This is a genomic window from Actinomadura napierensis (assembly GCF_039529375.1).
Taxonomy (GTDB): Bacteria; Actinomycetota; Actinomycetes; order Streptosporangiales; family Streptosporangiaceae; genus Spirillospora; species Spirillospora napierensis.
Genome location: NZ_BAAAMR010000004.1, coordinates 146766 through 168242, shown reverse-complemented (window position 1 = coordinate 168242; position 21477 = coordinate 146766). Strand labels below are relative to the sequence as shown.

Here is a 21477-nt window from a genome sequence, read left to right as displayed (position 1 = left end):
CTTTTCCGGCGGCACCGAAAGATCGTCTGGGAACGATCCGGAAACCCGCTGGTGTTTGTCTCCCCGGCCCGGGGGCAGCGACCGGTCGTCACACCCCCTCAGGGAGGAGACGCCCCCCATGGCGTACAGATATCGGTCGCGCCACATCAGCCTGATCGGCCTGATCTATCTCATCATCGGCGTGTTCGTCGCGTGGGACCGCGGCTACATCGACGTCCCGCTGCTCCGCCAGGTCGGCAGCGCGCTGCTGGCCATATTCCTCTGGTTCCTCATCCTGCTCGGCGTGGACCTGCACATCCGCGGCTGAGCCCGAGACCGCACGGGCCGCCCGCGCGTCCCCCCGCCGTCGGGCGGTCCGTGCCCTCCACCCCCGGCGACAGGTCCCCGTCGCGCCGGGGTCATAGACCGCAAAGCACTCGTCGGGTTACTTTCCGCTCATGACGAAAAAAGACTGCAGTTGCGGACATGGCGGCGGATGCTCGTGCCCGAAGGGCTGCTCCTGCGGCTGCAACGGGTGACCCCCTGACCGGGCGCCGCCCTAGGGCTCCGTCCTCGGCGCGGCGCTCGGCGCCGGCGCGGGCGCCCGCCACAGCAGCGGCGTCTCGGCGCCGTCCCGGACGCTGACGCCGGTGGCGAGCACCGTGCCGCCGGCCGGCGCCATCGCGGTCAGCCGCTGATCGCCGCGCCCGCCGAGCCCCCGCGCGGGGACCCGGCGCCACGCGGCGCCGTCCGCCGAACCGAACACGGCCGCCTCGCCCGCCGCGGTCGTCGCGCCGGCCACGAACCCCTTCGGCGTCGCCGCCAGCGCGGTCAACTGCCGCGCGCCCGCCGGGGAACGTCGTGCCCACGTCCGCCCCGCGTCGGCCGACACCAGCAGGCCCGCGCCCGTCCCCGCCGCGACCAGCATGTTCCCGCGCGCCGCGACCTGCCCGAGCGGGCCGGTGCCCGGCGGCACGGCGGCCGCCTGCGTCCACTTCGCGCCGTCCGGCGACGTCCAGACGGCGGGCTTGCCGTCCCGGCCGCCGACCGCCGCGTACCCCGTGCCGGTCGCCACCACGTCGGCGAGGTTGCCCGCCACCGGCGCGCGCCTCCACGTCCTGAGGTCGGTCGACCGCCAGGCGGCGCCTCCGCCGACCGCGACATAACCCGCCGGACCGGACGCGACGGCGGCCAGCGGACCCGCGGGCATCGGCGCCCGCTGCCACACCGTCCCGTCCTGCGACGTCATCGCGAGCGCGCCGGGACGGGCACCGGACGTCCGGCCGACCGCCAGCCACCCGCGCGCGCCGAACGCCACGTCCGCCAGCGCCCCGGCGACGCCCGGGAACCGGCCGCGCGTCCATCCGCGGCCGTCGGGCGAGCTCCACACCGCCACGCCGCCGTTCGTGCCACCCACCGCGACCGCCCGGCCCGGCCCGGCCGCGAGCGACCGGACGGTCCGCTCGGCGTGCACCGCGCCGGGCACCGCCGCGAGGTTCACCCCCGACAGGTACGCGTCACCGCCCTGCCGTCCCGAGACCATGACCGCGCCGCCCGCCGCGACCGCGAGCCCACTGCTGACCACGGGGCCCACGACCGTCCCGGACGGCTGCCAGCCGCGCCCGTCGGCGCTGCGCAGCACCGTGCGCCGACCCTTCACGCCCTTGACCAGGACGCCGAGCCCGGCCGCGGAGCCGCCGAACCGCTCCACGCCGGCGTAACCGGGCGCGGAGAACTGGCCCTTCGCCTGCCACCTCAGGCCGTCCGGGGAGGTGAACAGCACTCCGAACCGGGTCGTCCTGCGGTGCTTCTTCGGGCCCGTCGTCCGCTGCCCCTCGCGCACCGTCACGAACCCGCCCGGCCCCGCGACCAGGCCGTTCGTCGAACCGTACGATCCTTGGGCCTGCGGGACGTTCACCGCCGTCCACGTCCGCCCGCCGTCCGCGGACCGCCACAGGCCGTCGCCCCGCACCGTCCGGGTGACCTTCTTCTTGCCCTTCTTGCGGGTCACCTTCCGGCTGAACGTCCCGTGCGTCACCAGCACGTCCCCGGCCGCGGCGAGCCGGTCCAGCCCGGTGATCCCGGCCTGCAGGCCGTCGATCCGCTGCCACGCCCGGCCGTCCGCGGTGCTCCACACGACCGCCCGGCCGCCCGCCGACCCCACCGCGGCGTACCCGTGCGCGGTCGCGGCCAGCGCGTTCACCTGGTCGCCCGGCTTGAACGCGGACGTGTCGAGGTGCCGCGTCCAGGTCGCGCCGCCGTTGCTCAGCCACACCACCGTGCCCGCGGGCGACTGGCCGAGCGCGATCCAACTCCCGGACCCGGCCGCGACGAGCCGCGGGCGCTCCCCGGCCGGGGGCTCCGCGCCGCCCGCCCCGCGCACCTTCGCCGCCTTCCACGCGTGCCCGCCGTCCGCGGACACCAGGAACCGCGTGCGCTCCTGCCCCGGCGTGCCGTCGCCCTCCGTCCCGGCCGCGACGACCGTCCGCCCGGACGCGGCCACCACGGCGAGGTCCTGGACGAGCCCGTCCGACGCGGCCGCCGGATCGGTGGCGAACATCGCCCCCGCCGGAACCGCCGCAGGCACCCGCGGCTTCTTCGCTCCGTCGTCACTCCGGTCGAGCGCGAACAACACACCACCCGCGACGACCACCAGCCCGGCCGCACCCGCAATGACGACCCGCACCCCACGCGTCCGCCGCCCCCCAGCGTCCGGGACGACCGGCTCAGGCTCGACACTCGCCGCCTCCCCGGCCCCCGGCTCTACCACCTCGGGCTTCGCCGCTTCCGTATGCGGCTCGGGCGCGGTTTCGGCGGGGGTGCGGCGCTTGCGCTTTCTTGTGTTCGGCTTCTTGTTCGCGGGCTCGGCGGCGTCCGCGGGGATCGGGGGTTCGGTGGGCGGGGCGTCTGCGCGGATGGCGTTGCGGCTCGGGGGCGTCTCGGGCGCGGTCGCGCGGTCGCGCGGGGGTGCTCCGTGGCCCCAGCGGATGCCGGCGGTGCGCCATGCCTCGTAGGCGCGCTGCCAGGGCGACACAGCCGCCGGGAGGTCGGCGAGGTCGCCGGCGACGCCGAAGGTCAGGCGGCGCCTGACCTGGCGGGATCCGGTCGGCCGGTCGTCGGCAGGGGGCTCCGCGCCGGCCGGGGACGCGGTGCCGTCCCGCTCCGGGGTCCTCGCCGTCACGCATGCTCCTTCACGGTCCTGGGGCCACTATCAAACCGCGCCACGCCGGTGCCTGTTCGGACATCTGCGGGAACGGCGGCCGATCAGGCCGCTGGAGCGTTCTATCACCTCACGCCGGGCGGATCCGATCTTTCGCCTCGATCTCCCCCTTGTAGGCGAATCCCTGGATGTGCACGACCGGGGCGTCGGGGCCCGGAGCGCCGTGCAGGTCGGCCGAGACGCCCATGCCGCCGGTCTCCACGCGGACGCCCGGCGGGACGATGACGTCGACCGTCGACTTGTAGGCCAGGACGCGGATCGTCGTGACGGGCCCGTCGAGTTCGGCGGCGCGGAGGTCGAGCAGGGCGTGCCCCTTGTAGACGACGGTGGTGAACCGTTCCGGCAGGCGCCAGATGCCGGTGCGCCGGACGGTGCTCTTGTAGGCCATCTGGAAGCGCCCGGCGGGGCCGCGGTCGGTGGCGGGCGGGGACGCGGCGGCGCCCGGCAGGTCGGCCGAGACCTCGGCCAGGTCGTCCTCGGTGCGGGCGGCCAGGGCGAGGTCGATGCGCTGGTCCAGCTCGGTCTCGCTGAGCCGGCCCTCGGCGTAGGCGGTGTGCAGCCGGACGAGGACCCGGTCGCGGTCGCCGTCGGAGGCGCGCAGGCCCTTTCGCTGCTCGACGGTCATCTCGGCATCTCCTTCGCGGCGGTGTGCCCGCAGCCCGACTCGGGCTGAACGCGATGTATCTTAACTCGATCTCGCTCGGTTTGCGAGAGATTCGCCCGGATCCGACTCGCGATCATGGGATGCCGGGCTCGGGGGCGTCCGGCCGGTAGATTCGGAACCAGCCCGTTGATTGAGGGGGGACGGTCCATGGGCGGGACGCCGGGGCGCGCGCACGGCCCGTACACGCTGTACGACCTGGACGCGATGCCCGAGGAGGGCCGGCGTTACGAGCTGGCGGACGGCTGGCTGAACGAGCTGCCGGGCGACATGTGGCACGACCACGCCGCCGACACGCTGAAGTCGATCCTGAAGGACGCGGCCCGCCAGGCGGACGCGGACGTGCACGTGGCGGGCGCGCCGCAGGACGTCACCACCCCGTCCGGCGTCCGCAAGCCGGACGTCTTCGCCGTCGCCCGCGACGTGGCGCGCGCCGCGCTGGAGCGGCGGACCCGCACCTACTACGGCCCCGACCTGATGCTGGTCGCGGAGGTCGTGACGCCCCGCACCGTGAACGAGCAGATCGACCGCGTCCGCAAGGTGGACGAGTACGCGGCGACCGGCATCCCGCACTACTGGCTCGTCGATCTGGAGCCCCGCCCGTCGATCACGATGCTGGAGCTCACCGAGGGCCGCTACGAGCTGGCGGGCAAGGCCCGCTCCGGCGAGACGATCACGCTGGACGCGCCGTTCCCGATCAGCTTCGATCCCGTCCGCCTGTCCGAGATGGACTGACGCCGCCCCCGAATCGACAAGGCGACGGGTGGCCGGATTCTTTCAGTTGTTGGCGATCTCGCCACTTTTTGCCGCGGTGGCGGCGGGGCAGAGTGAGGGCGTCGCAACGGAGAGAGGGAGAAACGCCATGTCGGAGCGGATGCGGGCGGTCAGGCAGGACGTGCTGGGCGGCCCCGAGGTGCTGAGGCTGGTCGAGGTCGACCGGCCGGAGCCGGGGCCGACGGAGGTGCTGGTCCGGGTGCGGGCCGCCGGGGTGAACCCGACCGACTGGAAGCACCGGGCGATGAAGATCTTCCTCGGCGACCCGCCGTTCACGCTGGGCTGGGACGTGTCCGGCGTGGTGGAGGAGGCCGGGTTCGGGGTGACGGTCCACAAGCCGGGCGACGAGGTGTTCGGCATGCTGCGCTACCCGCACGGCGTGGGCTCGCACGCCGAGTACGTGGTGGCGCCGTCGCGGACGTTCGTGCGCAAGCCGGCCGGGATCGACCACGTGCAGGCGGGCGCGCTGCCGCTGGCCGCGCTGACGGCCTGGCAGGCGCTGGTGGACACGGCCGACCTGCGGGAGGGGCAGCGCGTGCTCGTCCACGCGGCGGCGGGCGGGGTCGGGCACCTGGCGGTGCAGATCGCCAAGGCGCGGGGCGCGCACGTCCTCGGGACGGCGAGCGGATCGAAGCACGCGTTCCTGCGGGGGCTCGGCGTGGACGAGCCGATCGACTACCGGAGCGTCGACTTCGCCGAGGCCGCCGAGGACGTCGACGTCGTGCTCGACACGATCGGCGGCGACTACGGGCCGCGCTCGCTGCGCACGATGCGGCGCGGCGGCACGCTCGTGACGGTCGCGGGCCGCGCCCAGCCCGAGGACATCGCGCAGCAGGCGGCCGAGCACGGCGTCCGCTTCGAGAAGCTGCTGGTCGAGCCCGACTTCCACGCGATGTCGCAGATCGCGGCGCTGGCGGCGGCCGGGCGGCTGCGCGCGGAGATCGACACGGTGCTGCCGCTGGAGGACGCCGCGAAGGCGCACGAGCGGGGCGAGACGGGACGGGTGTCCGGCAAGATCGTCCTCACCGTCTGATCACCGGCCGAGGCCGCGGAGGTAGGCGGCGCGGTCGAGCGGGTCGCCGCCGGTGCGGGGGCGCGACGGCGGCCTGCCGGTGACGGGGCGCTCGCCGGACGGCGCCGACCACCAGGTGCCCTCCCCGCCGGTGAGCGCGGGCAGGGACGTCTCGGCCTCGCGGACGCGCCCGGCGGGGATCTCCCCCTTGACCGTCCAGCCGCCGGGCCCCGGTGCGGGCTCGGCCGCCCCGGCGCCGAGCGCGGCGAGCGCGACGAGGACCCGGCTGAGCGCGTCGCCGGGGATCTCCGCCTCGAACGCGTGGCACGGCTCGTGGACGCGGGTGCCCGCCCGGGCGAGCGCGGTCATGAGGACGAGCGGGGTGAGGCCGCGGAAGTCGGCGGCGGTGCTGACCGGGCCGGCGTACCCGGACCGGGTCAGCACCACGGCGCAGTCGGTCACCGGCCAGCCGTGCAGGCCCTGCTCGAGGGTGCGGTGGACGGTCTCCTCGATCGCGCGGTCGAAGGCGTGCGGCAGCGCGCCCGGCTCGGTCTCGCGGCGGAACGCGTTGCCCGCGCCGTTTGGCGCGGGTTCGACGCGCAGGCCGACGGTCGCCCAGAAGTCCGGCACGCGGCGCCGCCAGTTCATCTCCTCGGCGGCCTCGCCGACGCCCGCGGGGCGTTCGAAGCAGACGGTGCGGCTCTCCTCGAAGACGGCCTCGATCCCGGCCTCGGCGAGCAGCCGCGCGCCGATGATCTCCTTCTGCACCTCCCCGTACAGCAGCACCGACGTCGCTCCGGACGGGGCGGGCCGCGCGCGGATCAGCGGGTCCTCGTCGGCGAGGTCGAGGAGCGCGGCGCGCAGCCGGCCCCCGTCGGCGGGGCGGCGGGCGCGGACGATCGTCTCCAGGGACGGCGGCGGGAACGGCGGGACGTCCCGGACGGGCGGGCCGATCCGGTCGCCGACGCGGACCCCGGCGAGCCCGCGGACGCGGGCGATGTTCCCGGCCGTCAGCGATGCGCCGGGGGTTCCGGCGACGTCCAGCCCGGTGATCTGCCCGCCGCGTCCCCCAGTGAAGACGACGTGCTGCCGCAGGCGCACCTCGCCGGAGAACAGCCGCAGGTAGGCGACCCGCTCGCCGGAAGCGGTGCGTTCCACGGCGAAGACGGAGCCGCGCGTCTCGCCGTCGTCGGAGCCGGGGCCTGCGGGCGGCAGCAGGGAGCCGATCCCGTCCAGCAGGTCGCGGACGCCCTCTCCGGTCGTCGCCGAGCCGAAGTACAGCGGCTGGACGGTCCCGGCGGCCGTCTGCGCGCGCAGCGACGCCCGCATGGTCTCCGGCGGGGTGTCGCGGCCCTCGACGAAGTCGGCGAGGAGGTCGTCGTCGCCGTCCGCGAGGATCTCCACCGACGGCCCGCACGGCACGGCGCGCCCGCCGCGGACCCGGTTCAGCGGCACCGCCCGGGCGCCGAGCCGGCGCCCGATCGCGGCGAGCACCGCGTCCGGGTCCGCCCCGGTGCGGTCGATCTTGTTCACGAAGACCAGGGTGGGCAGGGCCAGCGCGCGCAGCGCCCGCATCAGCACGCGGGTCCGCGCCTGCACGCCCTCGACCGCCGACAGCACCAGGACGGCGCCGTCGAGCACGCCGAGGGCCCGCTCGACCTCGGCGGCGAAGTCGGCGTGGCCGGGGGTGTCGATCAGGTTGACGTTCAGCGCGCCGAGCCGGAACGGCGCGACCGCGGAGCGGATCGTGATGCCGCGGCCGCGTTCCAACTCGCCGCGGTCGGTCTGGGTGTCACCGGCGTCGACGCTGCCGAGCCGGGCGATCGCGCCGCTGTCGAACAGCAGCCGCTCGGTCAGGCTGGTCTTTCCCGCGTCGACGTGCGCGAGGATGCCGAGGTTGAGCGTGGGCATGGGCGGTGGAGTCCTCGAAAGCTCTCGTCCGGAAGGGGCTCTGAGATTCCGAAGACCTGGCGCATTCCGCCTCCGCTGCTCGATGGACGTCCGGCAGGCCATGCTGCCAGCGCGCCCGCCGACGCGCGTACCGGTTTTTCTCTAGCCTGGGACGGTGCTGCTGCTGACGACGCTCGACGGCTGGCGCGCCCAGCCCGGGCCCCGGTTCGTCCTGTCCGACGCGGGCGCCGTGTGGGCGCCCGACTCCGAACCCGACCTGCTGGCCATCGCCGACGACGTGTACGGCGGCGGCGAGGCCGGCCAGCTCGTCGCGGTCGCGCTGGACCCCGAGCCGGGCCTGAGGCCGCCGCGCGGCGTCATCGACAAGGCGACCGCGACGGCGGTCCGGTACGTCCGGCGCGGGCCCGACGGCCGGCACGTCGCGCTGCTGGACCGTCCCGCCACCGCCGAGGCGCTCGACCTCCTCCCCCACCCCGAGGGCGGCTGGTACCGGGAGACCTGGCGGTCGGACGTGTCGTTCGCCCCGGACGGCTACCCCGGCGAGCGGGCGAGCGCGACCGGCATCTACTTCCTGCTGCCGCCCGGCGAGGAGTCGATGTGGCACGCGGTCCGCTCGGCGGAGATATGGCTGTGGCACCGGGGCGGCCCGCTGTCGCTCCTGCTCGGCGGCGCCGGCGACGAGCCCGGCTCCGACCCGGAGACGGTCACGCTGGGCGCCGACGTGGCGGCCGGCGAGGTGCCGCAGGCCGTCGTGCCGCCCGGCGTCTGGCAGGCGGCGCGCCCCGCCGGGCCCGACGAGGTCCTGGTCAGCTGCGTGGTCTCCCCCGGCTTCGACTTCACCGACTTCCGCGCCCGCCCCTGACGGATCGGCGCGAAGCGGCGCGCCGTCCCCGTGCGTGGCCTCAGGGGGGCGGCGCGCCGCAGGCTCGGGGGTCAGTCGGAGGAGAAGGCGGCGTCGAACGCGGCGGACGGCGGTTCCATCGCGTTCAGCGCCCGGACGAACTCCAGCGCCTCGGGGGCGCCCTGGAGGCGGTCCATGCCGGCGTCCTCCCACTCGATCGAGATGGGGCCGGAGTAGCCGATCGCGTTGAGGGCGCGGAAGACGTCCTCCCAGGGGACGTCGCCGCGGCCGGTGGAGATGAAGTCCCAGCCGCGCCGCAGGTCCGCCCAGGGCAGGTGGGAGGAGAGCCGGCCGCGGCGGCCGTCGCCGGTGCGGACCTTGGTGTCCTTGCAGTCGACGTGGTAGATCCGGTCGCGGAAGTCGAACAGGAACCCGACCGGGTCGAGCTCCTGCCAGACGAAGTGCGACGGGTCGAAGTTCAGGCCGAACGCGGGCCGGTGCCCGATCGCCTCCAGCGTGCGGACGGTCGTCCAGTAGTCGTAGGCGATCTCGCTGGGGTGGACCTCGTGCGCGAACCGCACGCCGACCTCGTCGAACACGTCCAGGATCGGGTTCCAGCGGTCGGCGAAGTCGGCGTAGCCGCGCTCGACCATCGCCTCGGGGGTGGGCGGGAACATCGCGACGGTGTGCCAGATCGACGAGCCGGTGAACCCGACGACGGTGTCGACGCCGAGGCGGGCGGCGGCGCGGGCGGTGTCCTTGATCTCCTCGGCGGCGCGGCGGCGGACGCCCTCGGCCTCGCCGTCGCCCCAGATCCGCTCCGGCAGGATCGCCTGGTGGCGCTCGTCGGGGATGTCGCAGACGGCCTGCCCCACGAGGTGGTTGGAGATCGCGAACACCTTGAGGTCGTGCTTGGCGAGCGTCTCCAGCTTCCGCGGGACGTAGGCGTCGTCGGCCAGGGCCCTGTCGACCTCGAAGTGGTCGCCCCAGCAGGCGATCTCCAGGCCCTCGTAGCCCCAGCCGGACGCCAGCCGGCAGACCTCCTCGAACGGCAGGTCGGCCCACTGGCCGGTGAACAGGGTGATCGGTCGCGCCATCACGGGCTCCCCTCGACGTCGGCCCAGCCGCCGGACGCGGCGCTCGCCTCCACGGCGGCGAGGACCCGCTGCACCCTCAGCCCGTCGGCGAACGACGGGCTCGGGTCGGCGCCGTCCGCGATCGCGGCGAGGAAGTCGGCCATCTGGTGGGTGAAGGTGTGCTCGTAGCCGAGCAGGTGGCCGGGCGGCCACCAGTGCCCGGCGTACGGGTGGACGGGCTCGGTCACGACGATCCGCCGGAACCCGGCGGTCTCGGCGTCCTGCGCGCCGTCGTAGAACCACAGCTCGTTCATCGACTCCAGGTCGAACGCCAGCGCGCCGGACGAGCCGCTGACCTCGATCCGGAGCGCGTTCTTGCGCCCCGTCGCCATCCGGGTGGCCTCGAAGGAGGCGAGCGCGCCGCCGTCGGTGCGGCCGACGAACAGCGCCGCGTCGTCCACCGTGACCTCGGCCGTCCCGCCGCCCGGCAGCGGGCGCTCCCCGACGAAGGTGTCCATCACGGCCGACACCCCGGCCAGCGCGTGGCCGGTGACGAACTGCGCGGTGTCGATGATGTGCGCGCCGATGTCGCCGAGCGCGCCCGTCCCGGCCCTGGCGCGGTCCATCCGCCAGGTGAAGGGGGCGGCGGGGTCGACCAGCCAGTCCTGCAGGTACTGGGCGCGGATGTGCCGGACGGTCCCGACGCGCCCGTCCGCGACCAGCCGCCGGGCCAGGGACACCGCCGGGACGCGCCGGTAGTTGAACCCGACCATCGACCGGACGCCCCGGGCCCGGGCGCGCTCGGCGGCGGCGGTCATCGCCTCGGCCTCGGCGACCGAGTTGGCCAGGGGCTTCTCGCACAGCACGTGCTTGCCCGCCTCCAGCGCCGCGACCGCGATCTCGGCGTGCGCGTCGCCCGGCGTGCAGATGTCCACGATCTGCACGTCGTCGCGGCGCAGCAGCTGCTTCCAGTCGCCCTCCGCCGCCGCCCACCCGAGCGTGCGGGCCGCGGCGGCGGCGCGCCCGGCGTCGCGTCCGGCGAGGGCGGCCATCACCGGGGTCAGCGGCGGGTCGAAGAACGGCCCGACGGTGCGCCACGCCTGGGAGTGGGCGCGGCCCATGAACGCGTGCCCGACCATCCCGACTCCGACGGTGGTCAATATGCTCACCTCTCTGTTGATCTCCGGGAGACGCCCCGGCCCGCGGCGGCGCGCCGCCCCCCGCTCAGGACTCGAAGCCGAGCGGCAGGTAGCGGCCCACGTTGTCCCTGGTGACGGTCTCGGACGCCAGGGTGAGCGACTGCGGCGGCTCCAGCTCCACCAGGTCGGCCATGCCCTTGCCCTGCGCCAGCAACCGGGCCAGCCGGACCGCGGACGCGGCCATCGTCGGCGGGTAGGTGACGGTCGCCTCCAGCACCCCGTTCCCCGACTTGATCTCGCGCATCGCGTTGGCGGACCCGGCGCCGCCGACCATGAAGAACTCCTTGCGGCCGGACTGCTTGATCGCGGCGAGCACGCCGATGCCCTGGTCGTCGTCGTGGTTCCACAGCGCGTCGATCTTCTTGTGCGCCTGCAGCAGGTTCGAGGCGACCTGGTTGCCGGTCTCCACGGTGAACTTCGCGTCCTGCTTGGCGGTGACGGAGTAGCCGTAGGACTTCAGCGCGTCCGCGAAGCCCTTGCTGCGGTCCTGGGTGAGCGGCAGCGTCGCGATGCCCTGGATCTCCACGATCACCGGGTTCGACACGCCCTTGGCCTTGAGCTTCTTGCCGATGTAGTGGCCGGCGGAGACGCCCATGCCGTAGTTGTCGCCGCCGATCCACGTCCGGTACGACAGCTTGTCGGGGAACACCCGGTCCAGGTTGATCACCGGGATGCCGGCGTCCATCGCCTTGCGCGCGACCTGGTTGAGCTGCTCGCCGTCGTTCGGCAGCATCACCAGCACGTTCACCTTCGCCGAGATCAGCGACTCGACGGCGGAGATCTGCTGGTTGATGTCGTTGGTCGGCTGGACGGGCTTGAACGTCACGTCCTTGTACTTCTTGGCCTGCGCCTCGGCGTTCTTGGCGATGGCCGCCGTCCAGCCGTGGTCGGCGGCGGGCGCGGAGAACCCGATGGTGACCTGCCTGCCGGGCTTGTCGTTGTCGCCGCCGAGCGCGCCGGCCTGCGCGGCGGGGGCGGGGTCGTCCTTCTCGCTGTTGCTGGTGCAGGCGGTGGCGAGGGCGCCGGCCGCGACGGCGGCGCCGCCGAACAGGACGCCTCTGCGGGTGGGGCGGGGGCTCTGGTCGCGCATGACGTGCTCCTGGTGTCTGGGGTGGGGGGCCGCCGGGCGCGCGCGTTCCCCGGGACGCGTGCGCCGGCGGTCGGACGGGCGGCGGGGGGCGGCGCGGCAGGACGGCCGGCGGGTCAGGTGGGCGAGCGCAGGCCGCGGCGCTGCAGCAGCACCGCGATCCCGATGATCACTCCCTTGGCGATGAGCTGGTCGCTGGTCTGCAGGCCGTTCAGGATGAACAGGTTGGTGATGACGGTGAACACCAGCACGCCGAGGATCGACCCGACGACGGTGCCGCGCCCGCCGGTCAGCAGCGTCCCGCCGATGATCACGGCGGCGATCGCGTCCAGCTCGTAGAGGTCGCCGTGGGTGCTGGAACCCGTGGTGGTGCGGGCCATGATGATGATCGCGGCGACGCCGCAGCAGAACCCCGACAGCGCGTACAGCAGCAGCGTGTGCCGCCGCACGTCGATGCCGGCGAGCCGCGCCGCCTCCGGGTTGCCGCCGACCGCGAACGTGCGGCGGCCGAACGTGGTGCGGTTCAGCAGCACCCAGCCCGCGATCGCCACGGCCGCGAAGATGTACACCACCAGCGGCAGCCCGAGCACCTTCGTGGTGGACAGCGACTCGATCGCGTCGTTCTCGGGCCGGACGAGCTGGGTCTTGCGGTCCGACATCCGCTGCGCCAGCCCGCGCGCCGACACCAGCATCGCCAGCGTCGCGATGAACGGGACCATCCGGCCGTAGGAGATCAGCAGACCGCTGACGACGCCCGCGCCCGTCCCGACGAGGATCGCGCACAGCGCCATCACCGCCGGTCCGTACGACTGGGTCGCGACGGTCGTCGCCCACACCGACGCCAGCGCCATCACCGAGCCGACCGACAGGTCGATCCCGCCGCCGATGATCACGAAGGTCTGGCCGACCGTGATCACCCCGATGGTGGCGGCCAGCGCCAGGATGCCGACCAGGTTGCCGGAGGTCGGGAAGTTGTCCGGCTCGGTGACGACGCCGACCACCGCCAGCAGCGCCAGCGCGGCGACGAGCCCGAGATGGCGGAACTCGCCGGGCCCGCGCCCCGCGCCCTCCCGCCGCAGCGGCCGCAGCGGCCCCTTCGCCCACGCTCCGCGTGCCGGGCCGCCGCGCACACCCGCATCCGTCTCGGTCACAGGGCGCTCCCTTCCATGATCATGTTGAGTACGGCGGCCTCGTCGAGGGCGGCGGCGTCGCCGCTGTGGACGACCCGGCCCTCGCGGACGACCAGCACCCGGTCGGCGAGGCCGAGCACCTCGGGCACCTCGCTGGACACCAGCAGCACCCCGATGCCGCGCGCCGCCAGGCCGCGGATCACCGCGTACAGCTCGGCGCGGGCGCCGACGTCCACGCCGCGGGTCGGCTCGTCCAGGATCAGCAGCCGCAGGTTTCGCGCCCCGGCCAGCCACCGGGCCAGCACGACCTTCTGCTGGTTGCCGCCCGACAGGGTCACCACCGGGCGGCGCGGGTCGGGCGGCCGGATGTCCAGCGCCTCGATCTGCTCGCGGACGTCCGCCAGCTCGCGGCGCCGGTTCAGCCAGCCGAGCCGCGCGTACCGGCGCAGGCCCGCGACCGTCACGTTCCCCGCGACGGTGTCGTTCAGCAGCAGCGCCTGGCTCTTGCGCTCCTCCGGCGCCATGCCCATGCCGCGCCGCACCGCCGCGCCCGTGTCGCCCGGGCGGACCGGGCGGCCGTCCACCAGCACCCGCCCGCGCGCCGGGCGCCGCGCCCCGTAGATCGTCTCCAGGATCTCCGAGCGGCCCGACCCGACGAGCCCGGCCAGCCCGACGATCTCCCCGGCGCGGACGGCGAAGGACACGTCCTCGAACGCGCCGGGCAGCGCGAGCCCCTCGACCCGCAGCACCTCGTCCCGGCCGCCGTCCGGCGCGGGCCGGTCGGGGAAGACGTACTCGATGTCGCGGCCGGTCATCAGCGACACGATGTGGTCGGTCTTCGTGGTCTTGGCGGGCAGTCCGTTCGCGACGGAGCGGCCGTCCTTCAGCACGGTGACCCGGTCGCCGATCTCGCGGATCTCCTCCAGCCGGTGCGAGATGTAGACGACCGCGACGCCGGCGGCGGTCAGCTCCCGGATGATCCGGAACAGGTTCGTCACCTCGTCGTGCGCGAGCGCGGCCGACGGCTCGTCCATGACGATGAGCCGGGCGTCGTGCGACAGCGCGCGGGCCATGCTGACGACCTGCTTGCCCGCCGCGGGCAGCCGGCCCGCCTCCCGGCGCGGCGGGATCTCGCCGTGCCCGAGCCGGGCGAGCAGTTCCCGGGCGGCCCGCTCGGCGTCGCCGCGCCGGGTGAACCCGAGCGTCGCGCGCTCGTGGCCGAGGAAGACGTTGTCGGCGACCGACAGCCCGTCCACCAGGTCGAGCTCCTGGTAGATGGTCGCGATGCCGGCCCGCATCGCGGCGGTCGGCCCGGCGAGGCGCACCGGTTCGCCGGCGAAGACGATCTCGCCCTCGTCCGGCTGGTGCGCGCCGGCCAGCACCTTGATCAGGGTGGACTTCCCGGCGCCGTTCTGGCCGAGCAGGCAGTGCACCTCGCCGGGACGGACGTCGAGGTCGACGCCGTCCAGCGCGCGGACGCCGGGGAACTGCTTGACGATGCCGCGCATGCGCAGCAGCGGTTCGGGGTCGGACGGGCCCATCGGGCCTCCACGGGTGAGGAGGGGCGCGGGTCGGGGACGGGGGTTCGGGGGACGCGGGGTCAGACGGGCCGCGGGTCGGGCGGCGGCGAGAACACGTGGTCGCTGATGAGCCGCGCGCCGCCCACCACCCCGGCGGCGCCGGCCAGTTCGGACAGCACGATCGGCAGGTTGCCGGTCGCCAGCGGCGCCGACCGGCGGTAGACGACGCTGCGGATCTCGGCGAGCAGGGTGTGGCCGAGCCCGGCGACGCCGCCGGCGATGATCACCAGGCCCGGGTTGAAGAAGCTGACGAGCCCGGCGAGGACCTGCCCGACGTGCCGGCCGCCCTCCCGGATGATCCGCACCGAGGCCGGGTCGCCGGCCGCCGCGGCCTGCGCGACGTGCTCGCCGGACAGCTCCCCGTGCGCCTCCAGCAGCGCCGCGAGCTGCGGCGACTCCCCCGAGCGCGCCGCCGCCCCCGCGTCCCGCGCGAGGGCCGCGCCGCCGAAGTAGGCCTCCAGGCAGCCGGCGTTGCCGCACGCGCAGATGGGTCCGTCGTCGTCGATCCGGATGTGCCCGATGTCGCCCGCGCTGCCGGAGACGCCGCGGTAGATGGCGCCGTCCACGACGATGCCGCAGCCGATGCCGGTGCCGATCTTCACCAGCAGGAAGTCGTCCACCGAGCGCGCGAGGCCGGCGTGCAGCTCGCCGAGCGCCATCAGGTTCACGTCGTTGTCGACCCGGACGGGGCAGCCGAGCTCCTGGCCGATCGCGTCGCGCACCGGGAACCGGTCCCAGCCCGGCATGATCGGCGGGACGACCGGCATGCCGTCGCGGAAGCTCACCGGCCCGGGGACGCCGATCCCGGTGCCGTGCACCCGCGGGATCAGGCCCTCGTCGCGCAGCTTGCCGAGCAGGTCCAGCGCCCGGTCGAGGACCGCCGTCGCGCCCAGCCGGACGTCGCACGCCTCGCTGACGTGGCCGAGCACCTCCAGCGCCCCGTCGGTCACCGCGACGTCGATCGAGGTGGCGCCGATGTCGAAGGCGACGAACCGCAGGCTCGGCGACAGCCGGACGATCCCGGACCGCCGCCCGCCGCGCGAGGCCGCGAGCCCCGCGCCCTCCACCAGCCCGAGCTCGACCAGCCGGTCCAGCTCGACGGCCAGCTTCGAGCGCGACAGCCGGACGACGTCGCCCAGCTCGGCGCGCGAGCGCGGGCCCTCGTCGCGCAGCAACCGCAGCAGGCGTGCCTGATGCACGTTCTGCGGGCGAGCCGGCATGCGCATCACGCCGTCCTCTCGGGTTCCGGTGCCGTGACCGGGCCGTGTGACCCCGGTCTCATGCGGAGACCGTAACCGGCTTTCGCCGCCTTGAGAAGACCTTTCGACCATCTCGATCGAACTTTTCACAGTCACAGGACAAAGTCGGCCGTGAAAAAGCCCCGGACCGGGTGTCCCCGGGCCGGGGCTCGTTCGCCGGCCGCCGTCCGGCCGGGTCTGGCGGGTGTCAGTAGGTGACGGCCTGCCGGGAGCCGCTCATCGTGCGCATGATGTGCTCGACGAGGGCGATGAGCACGCGCTTGGCGTCCTCGCGGTCGCGGACGTCGCAGTCGATGACCGGGATGTCGGAGGACAGGTCGAGGGCGTCGCGGACCTGGTCGGGCGTGTGCCGCCCGGCGCCGTCGAACCGGTTCACCCCGATGATGAACGGCACGCCGCGCCGCTCGAAGTAGTCCACCGAGGCGAAGCAGTCGGCCAGCCGCCGGGTGTCGACCAGCACGACCGCGCCGAGCGCGCCCTTGGCCAGCTCGTCCCACATGAACCAGAAGCGGTCCTGGCCGGGGGTGCCGAACACGAACAGCACCAGGCCGTTGGGCAGGGTGATCCGCCCGAAGTCCATCGCGACGGTCGTGGTGGTCTTGGACGACACCGCGGTGGTGTCGTCGATGCCGATGCTCTTCTCGGTCAGCGCCTCCTCGGTGCGCAGCGGACGGATCTCGCTGACCGCGCTCACCAGGGTGGTCTTGCCGACTCCGAAGCCACCGGCCACAAGGATCTTGACGGTCAGCGCGGAATCGCCCGCCTGGGCGGCCGCGTCAGAGCGCACGGATTCCATCGATCACTTCCTTGAGTACGCGCTCGCTGGGGAACTGCGCCACCGGCGCGGGGCGCCGGACCTGTATCAGCGAACGGTCGAGCAGGTCGCCGAGCAGGACGCGGACGACCCCGAGGGGAAGTTCCAGATCCGACGCTATCTCGACAACCGACAACGGGGTGCGGCAAAGCTCCAGGATCATGTCATGTTCCGGCTCCGGCGACCACGGGGACGCCGGAAGGGCCGGGTGCCGATCCGCGCCCTCCGGCGGATCGAGGGCCTCGATCAGCGCGACGAGGTCGAACTCGACGCCGTCGTAGTGGGTGCGGCCGCCGGTGAGCGCGTAGGGGCGCACGACCGGCCCGGCGGCGTCGTCGAACCATCCCGTGCCGCCCGCGGCGCCGACCGCCGCGCCGGCGTCGTGCCGGTGCGGCCACCCGGGCCCGGAACCCTCGGTCGCGTCCACCTCACACTCCGCCCTCGGCGGCGGTCACCCGCGGGTTGGCCGACAGGTGCTGGCCGACCCGGGTGACGAGCATCGCCATCTCGTAGGCGATCATGCCGAGGTCGGCGTCGGCGTCGGCGAGGACCGCCAGGCAGGCGCCGCGGCCGGCGGCGGTGACGAACAGGAACGCCGACTCCATCTCCACGATGGTCTGCCGGACCGGGCCGCCGCCGAACGACTCGCCCGCGCCGCGGGCCAGGCTCTGGAAGCTGGCGGCGACCGCCGCGAGATGGTCGGACGCCTCCTGGCCGAGCCCCCGGGAGGCCGCCATGCGCAGGCCGTCGCTCGACAGGACCACCGCGTTCTGCACCTGGGCGACCCGCTGGACCAGGCTGTCCAGCAGCCAGTTCAGCTCACCGCCGGCACCGCCCGCGGCATCCGCGCCGGAGTGCTGGGCTTCTGTCATGGGGCGTCGTCCTCCTGGTCACCTCGGTTGGGTGCGGCCTCCGCCTCGGCGTCGGCCGCGTCCCGCCTGCCGCGCTGCCAGCCGCGCTGCATGGCGGACATCATCGATCGCATGGTCTCGGGCGAGCGGGCCGCGTCCGGGACGTCCGGTGGAGCGGTCCCGGCACCGGGCGCGCCGGCGGGCGGCGCGGGGGGCGCGCCCGCGGGTTCGGCCGGCGCCATGTCGGCGGGGACGGGGGCGGCCATCGGCATGGACGGCTCCGGCGCGGACGCCGGTGTCTGCGGCCGGGGCGCGGGCTCCTGCGGTCCAGGGGCCTGGGGTGCAGAGCCTTGGGGTGCAGGGGCTTGGGGTGCGGGGTTCTGGGGTGCGGGGTTCTGGGGTGCGGGCGCAGTCCCGGCGGGCGGTGGCGCCTGCCCCCGCGCGGCCAGGTGCGCGTCCACCCGCTGTTTCAGTTGCGGTGCGAGGTGCGTCTGCCGGCGGCGCTTGGGAAGCTCGCCGTCCGTCAGCGGCGGCGCGGGCTCCTCCGCCTGGGCGGGTGCGGCCTCCGGCGGCGTGGCGTGCGCGGTGTCCGGTGCCGGCGTGGTGCCCGGTGCCGTCCGCGGCCGGTCGCGCCGCGCGTTCCTGCGCTCCGGCAGCGGCGTCGGCCCCGGCATTTCGGCCCGGACCGGCTCCGCCTGCACGGACTCGGCCCGAACCGGCTCCGCCCGCACGTGCTCGGCTTCGGCGACCAGCCGGACCACACCCTGCTCCACCGCGGGCGCGGCGGCCGCCGACAGGGCGCCGGCCGTGCTCGCGGCGGGCAGCCGCATCGGGCCGGTGTTGCGGCGCGAGACCGGCTCCTGCTCCGCGGTGTCCACGATGAGGGCGCCGGGGATCAGCGCGATCGCGGTGGTGCCGCCGTACGGCGACTGCCGCAGCGTCACCTTGATGTCGTGCCGCTCGGCGAGCCGCGCCACGACGAACAGGCCGAGCTGCGCGCTGTCGGACGGGTCGAACTCCGGCGGGTCCTCCAGCCGCGCGTTCGCGGCGCGCAGCGCCTCCTCGGTCATGCCGAGCCCGCGGTCCTCCACCTCGATGGCGAAGCCGTTGGCGACCGGGTGCCCGCTGACCCGCACCGGCGACTGCGGCGGCGAGAACGTGGTGGCGTTCTCCACCACCTCGGCGAGCAGGTGGATGACGTCGGCGACGGCGGAGCCGAGCAGCGCGATCCGCGGCAGCGGCTGCACCCGGACCCGCGGGTAGTCCTCGACCTCGGCGACCGCGCCGCGCACCACGTCCACCAGCGGGACCGGACGGCGCCAGCCGCGGCCCGCCGTCTTGCCCGCCAGGATGACCAGGCCCTCGGCGTGCCGGCGCATGCGGGTGGCGAGGTGGTCGAGGCGGAACAGGTCCGACAGCTCCGACGGGTCCTCGGTGCGGCGCTCCATGGTGTCGAGCAGGCTGAGCTGGCGGTGCAGCAGCGCCTGATTGCGGCGGGCGAGGTTGACGAACACCTCACTGATCCCGCGCCGCGCCGCGACCTCGCCGGCCGCGGCCAGCAGCACCGCCTCGCGGGCCCGGTCGAAGGAGTCGGCGATCTGCCGGATCTCCCGGATCCGGAAGTCGATGCCGGGCTCCGGCTCGGGCTCGGCGGGACGTCCCGCGCGGACCTGCTCGGCCAGCAGCGGAAGCCGCCGGCGGGTGAAGTCGACGACCGCGCCGGCCAGCGTGCGGCACTCGCGCAGCAGCCGCCGCGACACCCGGATCGCGATCAGCGCGGACAGCACGACCGCGACCAGGCCGAGGCCGCCGGCGATGCCGAGCCGGACGAACACGCCGACCGCGATGTGCTGGGCCCGGCCGGTGACGTCGTCGAGGCTGCGGTTCTCGAAGTCGTACAGGCGGTCGTCGGCGTTGTCGGCGACCGTCCGCCACTGGGACGGCTCGACGGGCTGCACCCGCGTGGTGCGCGCGGACCGTCCGGCCGTCGCGTTCCGGTTCCCCGCCACGGCGCCGGTCGCGGTCCCCGTGCCGGTGGCCGCCGCGCCCGTTGACGTCGTGTTCTTCTTCGTCGCCGCGGGCCGGGCCGGCTCGGTGCTCCGGATCACCTGGTCCTCGAGCTTGCGCAGCTGCGCGAACTGGGGGGTGGCGGTGAGGCGCTCGTAGCGGGCGCGGTCGACGGCGGGCAGGTTCGGGACGTTGTCCGCGTACGTCATCCGCTGCGCGCCGACGAGCTGCGCGAACTCGCCGCGCTCGGCGGCGCTCAGGTGCCCGGCGGCGAGCGCGCCGGTCAGCAGCGCGTCCTCGCGGGACAGGAACTCCCGGCCGCGGCCGACGGAGGTGAGCGTGCGGGCGTCGGCGGTGATGGTCCCGTTGGCCGGGGTCGTCGCGCTGTAGATCGCGAAGCCCGCGTCGATGACGGCGCTGTAGTCGGCGAGCACGTCCGCGCGGCCGGAGGCCCGGTCGTCCACGCCGCGCCGGGTCGCCTCCAGCGTGCCGAGCCTGGCCAGCAGGTCGTCCATCCGCTTGACGACGCCCGGCAGGATCGAGTCGCGCAGCCCGCCGTCCGCGAAGCCCTTCCGCACGTCCTTCACGGCGCCGTCGGTCGCCTGCCGCTGCGCGCGCAGCACGCCCGGGTCCACCGCGCGGGCCGAGCCGGCGTCCGCCATCGACAGCCGGCGCTCCTTCTGCAGCGCGTTCATCAGCCGCTGCGTGGGCAGCACCGCCTCCTGCTGGAACTTGCGGCTCTGCAGCAGCTGGTGGGCGTCCCCGTAGGTGATGCCGGTGAGGAACATCCACAGCGCGGCCAGCGCGAGCAGCGGCACGAGGACCAGAAGGGTGATCCTCGCCCGGATCGAGGAGAAGCGGGAGGCCATCACGGCTGGTGGACCATGCTCACATCGGTGGCTTTCGGCGATGGGGGGTGAGTCATGCGGGGGAAACCTCCCGAAGCGGGATGTACGGGGGTGTGCGGGACTCTACTACGTCGCGGGTCCGCGACGATCAGGTGACCGAGCGTCATCCGCGCGGCCGCCGGAGTCCGGCCAGCTCAGCACGTGCTCCATCAGCGCGATGAGCACCTGCTTGGACGAGTCGCGGCGGCGCGCGTCGCACAGCAGCACCGGGACGCCCGGGTCGAGGTCCAGCGCGATCGCCACGTCGCGGGGGTCGTGGCGCTGGGCGCCGTCGAAGCAGTTGACGGCCACCACGAACGGCAGGCGGCGCCGCTCGAAGTAGTCGATGGCGGGGAAGCAGCCGGTCAGCCGCCGGGTGTCGGCCAGCACGACCGCGCCGATCGCGCCCGCGGACAGCTCGTCCCACATGAACCAGAAGCGGTCCTGGCCGGGAGTGCCGAACAGGTAGAGGAGCAGCTGGTCGGAGAGCGTGATGCGGCCGAAGTCCATGGCGACGGTCGTGGTCGTCTTGGTGCGCACGCCGGTGACGTCGTCCACGCCGACGCCGCGGTCGGTCAGCGGCTCCTCGGTGTGCAGCGGCCGGATCTCGCTGATGGAGCCGACCATCGTGGTCTTGCCCGCGCCGAACCCGCCGGCGATGAGGATCTTGGTGGTGACCAGCGGGCGGGCGGCGAGCCCGGCCCCGGAGCCGGAACCTGGACCCGGCACGGGCCCCGCGCCGGGTCCCGTGCCGGGGTCAGAGGGCGCGTAGGCCATTGAGGACCTCCCTCAGCACGCCCCGCCCCGGGCGGCCGCCCGCGGGCGCGGCGGAGTCCACCACCGCGATCAGCCCCTCGTCGCGCAGGTCGCCGAGCAGCACCCGGACGACCCCGAGCGGCAGCCCGAACTCCGAGGCCAGGTCGACGACCGCGACGGGGCGGGCGCAGCCGCGCAGGATCCGCGCGTGGTCGGGGCTGTAGCGCAGCCGGTCGCCCGGCTGCGCGCCGGTGGCCGCGACCACCGCGATCAGGTCGAAGCCCGCACCCGCGGGACGGGTCCGGCCCCGGGTCCGCGCGTAGGGGCGGACGAGCGGGCCGGCCTCCCGGTCCAGCCACCGCTCCGCCGACGGGTTCATCGGTCAGCACCTCCCCGAGGGGCACGACCCCCCGCATCTCCCCGGACGGGCTCC

At 74.8% G+C, this 21477-nt stretch carries 19 protein-coding genes; 4 read left to right on the top strand and 15 right to left on the bottom strand.

Going from position 1 to position 21477, the window contains the following annotated elements; all coding sequences use genetic code 11:
- Positions 1 to 118 precede the first annotated feature (118 nt).
- Positions 119 to 307, top strand: coding sequence for a hypothetical protein (locus tag ABD296_RS04460; protein ID WP_344261694.1), 189 nt, complete (start codon positions 119 to 121; stop codon positions 305 to 307).
- A gap of 231 nt (positions 308 to 538) precedes the next feature.
- On the opposite strand, the gene ABD296_RS04455 is transcribed toward ABD296_RS04460, so the two are convergent.
- Together ABD296_RS04455 and ABD296_RS04450 are read right to left on the bottom strand one after the other, a co-directional pair.
- Entirely contained in the window at positions 539 to 3160 is a 2622-nt protein-coding gene (locus ABD296_RS04455; RefSeq protein ID WP_344261692.1) for a hypothetical protein, read from the bottom strand.
- 109 nt (positions 3161 to 3269) lie between these two features.
- Positions 3270 to 3824, bottom strand: coding sequence for a DUF1707 SHOCT-like domain-containing protein (locus ABD296_RS04450; protein ID WP_344261690.1), 555 nt, complete (start codon positions 3822 to 3824; stop codon positions 3270 to 3272).
- 186 nt (positions 3825 to 4010) lie between these two features.
- On the opposite strand from ABD296_RS04450, the gene ABD296_RS04445 reads away from it, so the two are divergent.
- Positions 4011 to 4595, top strand: a complete 585-nt coding sequence (locus tag ABD296_RS04445) for a Uma2 family endonuclease (protein WP_344261688.1) — start codon at positions 4011 to 4013, stop codon at positions 4593 to 4595.
- A gap of 127 nt (positions 4596 to 4722) precedes the next feature.
- Complete coding sequence (locus ABD296_RS04440; protein ID WP_344261686.1) at positions 4723 to 5667, top strand: NADP-dependent oxidoreductase; 945 nt, start codon at positions 4723 to 4725, stop codon at positions 5665 to 5667.
- Here the strand turns inward: ABD296_RS04440 and ABD296_RS04435 are convergent, their stop codons facing one another.
- Positions 5668 to 7557, bottom strand: coding sequence for a translation factor GTPase family protein (locus tag ABD296_RS04435; RefSeq protein WP_344261685.1), 1890 nt, complete (start codon positions 7555 to 7557; stop codon positions 5668 to 5670).
- Positions 7558 to 7711: 154 nt separating this feature from the next.
- Here ABD296_RS04435 and ABD296_RS04430 point away from each other — a divergent pair, with 154 nt between their 5' ends.
- Complete coding sequence (locus tag ABD296_RS04430; protein WP_344261683.1) at positions 7712 to 8419, top strand: cupin domain-containing protein; 708 nt, start codon at positions 7712 to 7714, stop codon at positions 8417 to 8419.
- 71 nt (positions 8420 to 8490) lie between these two features.
- Here the strand turns inward: ABD296_RS04430 and ABD296_RS04425 are convergent, their stop codons facing one another.
- The 12 genes from ABD296_RS04425 to ABD296_RS04370 form a co-directional block, all read right to left on the bottom strand.
- Positions 8491 to 9495: a sugar phosphate isomerase/epimerase family protein gene (locus ABD296_RS04425; protein WP_344261681.1), complete on the bottom strand. Its 1005-nt coding sequence runs from the start codon at positions 9493 to 9495 to the stop codon at positions 8491 to 8493.
- Entirely contained in the window at positions 9495 to 10643 is a 1149-nt protein-coding gene (locus ABD296_RS04420) for a Gfo/Idh/MocA family protein (protein ID WP_344261679.1), read from the bottom strand. The genes ABD296_RS04425 and ABD296_RS04420 overlap by 1 nt, the downstream gene beginning before the upstream one ends.
- A 55-nt stretch (positions 10644 to 10698) precedes the next feature.
- The gene (locus ABD296_RS04415; protein ID WP_344261677.1) at positions 10699 to 11763 is read right to left on the bottom strand and encodes an ABC transporter substrate-binding protein; all 1065 of its coding nucleotides are present in this window, start codon (positions 11761 to 11763) and stop codon (positions 10699 to 10701) included.
- 113 nt (positions 11764 to 11876) lie between these two features.
- Positions 11877 to 12911, bottom strand: a complete 1035-nt coding sequence (locus ABD296_RS04410; RefSeq protein ID WP_344261675.1) for an ABC transporter permease — start codon at positions 12909 to 12911, stop codon at positions 11877 to 11879.
- A complete protein-coding gene (locus ABD296_RS04405) occupies positions 12908 to 14431 on the bottom strand; it encodes a sugar ABC transporter ATP-binding protein (protein ID WP_344261673.1) in 1524 nt (507 codons plus the stop codon). Before ABD296_RS04405 ends, ABD296_RS04410 begins: the two co-directional genes overlap by 4 nt.
- Positions 14432 to 14490: 59 nt before the next feature.
- A complete protein-coding gene (locus tag ABD296_RS04400) occupies positions 14491 to 15696 on the bottom strand; it encodes an ROK family transcriptional regulator (protein WP_344261671.1) in 1206 nt (401 codons plus the stop codon).
- Positions 15697 to 15916: 220 nt separating this feature from the next.
- Positions 15917 to 16525, bottom strand: coding sequence for a GTP-binding protein (locus ABD296_RS04395; RefSeq protein ID WP_344261669.1), 609 nt, complete (start codon positions 16523 to 16525; stop codon positions 15917 to 15919).
- Positions 16506 to 16859: a DUF742 domain-containing protein gene (locus ABD296_RS04390; RefSeq protein WP_344261737.1), complete on the bottom strand. Its 354-nt coding sequence runs from the start codon at positions 16857 to 16859 to the stop codon at positions 16506 to 16508. Before ABD296_RS04390 ends, ABD296_RS04395 begins: the two co-directional genes overlap by 20 nt.
- A 112-nt stretch (positions 16860 to 16971) precedes the next feature.
- Positions 16972 to 17415 (bottom strand): roadblock/LC7 domain-containing protein, encoded by a 444-nt coding sequence (locus ABD296_RS04385; protein WP_344261667.1) that lies wholly within the window; start codon positions 17413 to 17415, stop codon positions 16972 to 16974.
- Positions 17412 to 20270 carry a nitrate- and nitrite sensing domain-containing protein gene (locus ABD296_RS04380; RefSeq protein WP_344261735.1) on the bottom strand — a complete coding sequence of 953 codons (2859 nt, stop codon included), beginning with the start codon at positions 20268 to 20270 and terminating at the stop codon, positions 17412 to 17414. Before ABD296_RS04380 ends, ABD296_RS04385 begins: the two co-directional genes overlap by 4 nt.
- Positions 20271 to 20375: 105 nt before the next feature.
- Complete coding sequence (locus ABD296_RS04375) at positions 20376 to 21065, bottom strand: GTP-binding protein (RefSeq protein WP_344261665.1); 690 nt, start codon at positions 21063 to 21065, stop codon at positions 20376 to 20378.
- Complete coding sequence (locus tag ABD296_RS04370) at positions 21046 to 21423, bottom strand: DUF742 domain-containing protein (protein ID WP_344261663.1); 378 nt, start codon at positions 21421 to 21423, stop codon at positions 21046 to 21048. Before ABD296_RS04370 ends, ABD296_RS04375 begins: the two co-directional genes overlap by 20 nt.
- Positions 21424 to 21477: the final 54 nt, after the last annotated feature.